This is a genomic window from Edaphobacter sp. (assembly GCF_035532915.1).
Lineage (GTDB): Bacteria > Acidobacteriota > Terriglobia > Terriglobales > Acidobacteriaceae > Edaphobacter.
The window spans coordinates 1-5673 of the sequence record NZ_DATKQC010000016.1; the positions used below are offsets into that span (position 1 = coordinate 1).

The 5673-nt window shown below is 55.5% G+C and carries 3 protein-coding genes and 1 tRNA gene; 3 read left to right on the forward strand and 1 reads right to left on the reverse strand.

Translation table 11 applies throughout. From position 1 onward, the window contains the following. Positions 1–111 precede the first annotated feature (111 nt). The 3 genes from VMU57_RS00770 to VMU57_RS00780 all read left to right on the forward strand — a co-directional run bounded on the left by VMU57_RS00770 (position 112) and on the right by VMU57_RS00780 (position 4972). Positions 112–2058, forward strand: a complete 1947-nt coding sequence (locus VMU57_RS00770; protein ID WP_325379785.1) for an acetylxylan esterase — start codon at positions 112–114, stop codon at positions 2056–2058. A gap of 897 nt (positions 2059–2955) precedes the next feature. Further along, positions 2956–4476 (forward strand): class I SAM-dependent DNA methyltransferase, encoded by a 1521-nt coding sequence (locus VMU57_RS00775; protein ID WP_325379781.1) that lies wholly within the window; start codon positions 2956–2958, stop codon positions 4474–4476. Beyond that, the gene (locus tag VMU57_RS00780; RefSeq protein ID WP_325379783.1) at positions 4448–4972 is read left to right on the forward strand and encodes a site-specific integrase; all 525 of its coding nucleotides are present in this window, start codon (positions 4448–4450) and stop codon (positions 4970–4972) included. The genes VMU57_RS00775 and VMU57_RS00780 overlap by 29 nt, the downstream gene beginning before the upstream one ends. Positions 4973–4988: 16 nt before the next feature. On the opposite strand, the gene VMU57_RS00785 is transcribed toward VMU57_RS00780, so the two are convergent. After that, positions 4989–5064 (reverse strand) — tRNA-Lys (locus tag VMU57_RS00785). Positions 5065–5673: the final 609 nt, after the last annotated feature.

Below are 5673 nucleotides of genomic sequence, written 5' to 3' on the forward strand. Positions count from 1 at the left end.
CAGACAACTGCAGACTTGGAAGCGCGGAATGCGTTCGTCCGGGAGAAAGTGGTGCAGATGTTGCGCGGCTTTCCCGCGAAGAATCCTCTGGGACCGGTTGTCGTCAAAACCATGCAAAGGGACGGATATCGGGTTGAGAACGTCATGTTTCAGAGCCGTCCGGATTTCTGGGTGACAGGCAACATCTACGTACCAACCACCGGCAGCGGCCCTTTTCCGGCAATCGTCTCACCATGCGGACACTACCCGCTGGCCCGGATGCTACCTCAATACCAAAGCGCTTACCTCACCCTGGTGAAAAGCGGGTTTGTGGTGCTCGCGTATGACCCTATCGGCCAAGGCGAGCGCCGCCAGTTCTGGAATCCGAAAACAAATGTCGACGAAATGCCATCTCCGACCTACGAGCATTCGATGCCCGGGCAATTGCAATTGCTGCTGGGAGAAAACCTGACGGAGTATCGCGTGTGGGACGCGATAAGGGCCGTCGACTACCTGTTAACACTGCCGGAGGTGGACCCCAAACGGATTGGGTGCGCGGGACACTCCGGAGGGGGATCAATGACCACATTCGTAAGCGTGGTCGATGAGAGGATTCGATGCGCCGCCATTATCGAAGGAGGAATGGTCAATAGATGGCCGATGAAGGTTGTGCCGTGGGAGCCGATCGGGCCTTCGGACGTCGAGCAGAACCTTTTTCCTTCGGCGCTCTACGGCATCGACGAGTTCGACCTTCATACCGCCATTGCTCCAAGGCCGGTTCTTACGGCAACAGAACAGTACACTCCAGCGTTTGAAAAGGCCGCGCAGGCCGTCCAGGACCGTTATCGGCGACTCGGTGCATTGGAGAAATTTGCCACGGTCCCATCGGATGACCCGCACGCGTGGACCCCCAAATTGAGACTGGCGACAACCGATTGGTTCAGCCGATGGTTCTACAACCGCAAAGGACCCTCGATCGAACCAGTTTTTGCGACCGAATCTCCCGAAAGCCTGTATTGCACGCCGGATGGCTCGATTCGCTACTCGGGGAAGCGACAAACGGTGTACTCGCTGATTTTGCAAAAGCAGGCGCAACTTCCTCCCGGCCGCCCGGTACCGAAAACGTCTGCCGAACGCGAAACATATCGGGATGAAATCGGCGCGGAAATTCGCAAGCTGTTGCACTTCCGGAAATCCGACCAGCCTCTGGATGTTCGACACATCGTTACGACACCCCGCGAGGGCTATCGGATCGAGAAGATCCAGTTCCTCTCGGAACCGGGAATTTACATTCCTGCATGGGTTTTTATTCCCGATGATAAGCCCGGTGTTTTGCCTACCATTCTCTACGTCAGCGATGAAGGCATTGAACCGGACGGAATGGAATTCGAAGGGGAGGAAGGATCGGGACTGACGCATAGCGTGCTCGACACATTGGTGCGAGAAGGCAATCTTGTTGTGGCGGTGGAGGTCCGTGGTATCGGTAATACCCGGCCGCTTCATCCCGCCTCGGACTCCTGCAATGAATTTGGACAGCTATTCGATCTAGAAACTGGCATGGCGTACATGGCCTGGTTTATGGATCAGTCGCTATTGGGGATGCGTGTGCAGGATGTCGTACGAAGCGTCGACTACGTCACTGGTCGTCAAGGCGCCGACGCGAACCATCTGCACGTGATTGGCAAAGGCATGGGGGGGTTGTGGTGTCTCTATGCCGCGGCCCTGGACCCACGGATTCGTAGCTTGATCTCCGTGCAGAGCCTTCTTTCTTATCGATCACTCACTCAGGTGGACCGCTATAAGTATGGCGCTGACGTTTTTGTTCCGGATGTCCTCTTGCATTTCGATATTCCGCAAGTTGCGGCTGCGATCGCCGGGCGCCCGTTGACCCTCATTTATCCCATGGACGCCATGAAGAATACGGTATCTGTGGCCGCGGCGGAAAAAGCTTACGAGTCGGCGCGGGCCGCCTATGAAGCCGCAGGACTGCAACATCTTTTCAAAATTGAAAGTGAGGGCACAGGATTGGACAGTCCCGAGCATTACCTCAGCCTCATCCGGGCCGCCGATGCGGTTTGATGTTTACCTCTGCTGCCGGTTATGGACCACGGAGCCACAGTTGCTATGAATCGTTTTCTCTCGATCGTTCTCCTTTCGCTTGCGCGATAGCATCCCTGCGCGCACAAGCCACGATAAAGGCTGTGGACCCGCTCCTTCGGCAAAAACCTTCCACTCTCTTCGGTGCTGGCTTACGAGCTGCCTCATTTCATGCTGAAGCGCGTGCCTCCCTCTCGTCGTGCCTCCCTCTGCGAAACTGTGGGACGGGCAAGCGGCGCAAATTCGCAAACGTGAGCTGCCGGTGGTTTACCCGCGCCTGTACCTTAAGCTCCACGAGATGGTCCGATCAACTAAAAGGGCGAGTTGAAGCCGATGCACTGCCATCCGAGGAAGTGCTCGGTGAGGAAGATGCTGCTATCTAGAGTCCGTTTATCTCTCTTGCATCGCGTTCGCGCTTACTCGATTCATGGGCAGCATCCGCGATTGTTCTTGCAGTAAAGAGAGTGTCCAACATGCACCATCGTCGTCCGCTTTTATATATATTCCCCGTTGGTATGTCATGGTCAGCACGGAAGGGTTTAACAACGTGTCTCTGAGAAATTTACATCGCTCTTTCAAAGCGTGGTTGTTGAGATCATTGATGTCTGGACGAGGATGCGATTGAGGGCCGCGGAACGGATCTATTTGACCGTTCCAGATCTGGAAACGGTGATCCGCTTCCCCTGGTGATCGAGTGGGACCGACGAATGTCCATCATGCCTTTCCAGAAATTACCGCTCTCCCGCCTCTGGAAGGTTTATGCTTGGTTCTGTTTACGGCGACAATCTGCGATGTCCCGGACGCGGTGAACCACGCGCAGTCTGTGGCAATACTGCCCTGATCTTGTGCGCAGATTGTCGGGCCAAACAACGTTGAGTTATGGCAATCAAAAAATCTGATCTCTATACATCTCTCTGGGCCTCTTGCGATGAACTGCGCGGCGGCATGGATGTCAGCCAGTACAAGGACTACGTCCTGTTCATGCTGTTCATCAAATACATCTCCGACAAATACGGAAATTCGGAAGATTTCGCGCCTCCGGTCGTGATTCCGAAGGGCGCCAGCTTCAAAGATATGGTCGCCCTCAAGGGCAACAGCGACATCGGCAACAAGATCAACACGCAGGTCATCCAGCCGCTCATCGACGCCAATTCGCGGCTGGCCCGTAGCGACTTCCCCGACTTCAACGATCCGAACAAGCTCGGCGAGGGCCCTGCAAAGGTAGAGCGTCTCTCCAACCTTATCGCCATCTTTCAGAAGCCGGAGCTGGACTTCTCGAAAAACCGCGCTGAGCACGACGACATTCTAGGCGACGCCTATGAATTCCTGATGCGGCACTTTGCCACCGAGAGCGGCAAGAGCAAAGGCCAGTTTTACACGCCTTCAGAAGTCAGCCGCATCATGGCGAAAGCCATAGGGATTTCTCCCGCGAACACCAAAGCCTCAACAACCGCCTATGACCCGACATGCGGTTCGGGTTCGCTGCTGCTCAAGGTCGCGGCTGCGGCCGGGCGGCGCATCACGCTCGAAGGGCAAGAAAGGGATGTGACCACTGCCGGTCTCGCGCGCATGAACACGATCCTGCATGATTTTCCGACCGCGAACATTCTCTCGGGCAACACGCTGTCCGATCCCAAGTTCAAAGACGGCGAAAAACTCCGCACCTACGACTATGTCGTCGCCAATCCGCCTTTCTCCGATAAGACCTGGTCTACCGGCCTAATTCCGGAGAAGGACCGCTACCAGCGATTTGCCTGGGGCGTGCCGCCCAAAAAGCAGGGTGACTACGCGTACCTACTGCACATCATCCGCTCGATGAAAGGCACCGGCAAGGCCGCCTGCATTCTGCCACATGGGGTTCTCTTCCGAGGCAATGCTGAGGCCGTCATCCGCCAGCAGCTCGTACTGTCCGGCTACCTCAAGGCCATCATCGGCCTTCCGGCTAATCTCTTTTATGGCACCGGCATTCCGGCGTGCATTCTCGTACTCGATAAAGAGAACGCCACCGCCCGCAAGGGCATCTTCATGATCGATGCCTCCAAAGGCTTCATGAAGGATGGGCCGAAAAACCGGCTCCGCGAGCAGGACATTCATCGCATCGTGGACATCCTCACGCGTCAGGATGAGACCGATCCACGCTACGCGCGCATGGTGCCGGTGGAGGAGATTGCAAACCCCAAGAACGATTACAATCTCAACCTGCCGCGCTACATCGACAGCACTGAACCGGAAGATTTACAGGACATCGACGGCCATCTGCGCGGCGGCATTCCCACCCGGGATATCGACGATCCCATCCGACTCAAGTCGTATTGGTCGACAAGATGTTCCCGCATCATCTTGATTCCTTCCGGATCGCCTGCATACAGGCATGCGCCTATCGGAGCAGTTCACCCTTGAATGGTCCCAGGTCGACTTCACTCTGAAGATGATTCACCTCGATAGGACCAAGAACGGTAGTGACCGTCATATCCCGCTCAACTCCACTGCTCTCGCCACATTCGAGCGGCTGAAGGCTGCTGCCCCGAAGGGGACTGCGTATGTGTTTCTGACTTCACGGAAAGACGCACAGAAAAAACCAGTCAGGATAAAAATCCCGCGCACCTGGTTTGAAGATGTCATCGCCGAATCCAAACTGAAAGAGGTCACATGGCACACATGCCGCCACACCTTCATCTCTAGGCTGGTCATGGCAGGCGTCGATCTGCGGACGGTGATGGAATTGGCGGGCCACAAGTCAATGGCGATGACTATTCGCTACGCGCATCTGGCGCCAGAGCACACAGCCTCGGCAATTGAAAGGATCGCCAGAGTGTCAGACCAACTGACACCAGAACTGACACCACGTAGAAAAGGCCACTCCAGAAGAAGTGGCCTTACCTTGGTATCTAGCTGATGTTATTTGAGTTATCTGGTGAGCGCGCTGGGACTCGAACCCAGGACCCACGCCTTAAAAGGGCGTTGCTCTACCAACTGAGCTACGCGCTCTCACCTTGATTCAAATTATCACAGTGAGCCGCCTCCTCCTAAGCTGCGGCGCAATCCAATTGCAGAAGCATCGCTTCAAAATCATCCGGCTGCGGACCATCTCGTTCGGCCGTCTCGGCGCATGATCGGAGGTGAACGTGTGTCCCTATCGCTGGTGCAGCTTCAGATGATAGCGAGCATGGTGCATCCGCCTCATTTTTTGCTGGGTTGGCGCAATTTTTTGTTCTGTGCGCCCAAAATGTTTGCTACTCTCGATGAAAGTTCAGACCATCCACATTGCTTTTTGCCGCTTATGCGGCCTGTGTATTTGTGTCTTTTGACTGCTCGGCTCTGCAACCTCTTCGGCCTATCTTTCGCCGCCACGCACAACAAATTTGTCTGGCCGCATTTGCGATTGCGACCCTCCTGTTGGTTGGGCGGCAGGATGGCGTCGTTCATGATTCGTGATTGGTCCGCCCCTTACTGAGCGCCGCAAGGAGGAATTGCATGGCCCGCCGAACCTACAAATTCATGCTGAAGAATGCAAAGGAAATTTCTTTCGTCGGCACGCGATACTACCCGGTGGAGGTGGATCCCAACCTCTCTCCCTATACGACCGTGTTGGCGACG

Excerpts from the sequence above, each read along its gene's own strand:
- VMU57_RS00770 (WP_325379785.1), top strand. The coding sequence starts at position 112 with ATGCAAAGGGACGGATATCGGGTTGAGAACGTCATGTTTCAGAGCCGT.
- VMU57_RS00775 (WP_325379781.1), top strand. The coding sequence starts at position 2,956 with ATGGCAATCAAAAAATCTGATCTCTATACATCTCTCTGGGCCTCTTGC.
- VMU57_RS00780 (WP_325379783.1), top strand. The coding sequence starts at position 4,448 with ATGCGCCTATCGGAGCAGTTCACCCTTGAATGGTCCCAGGTCGACTTC.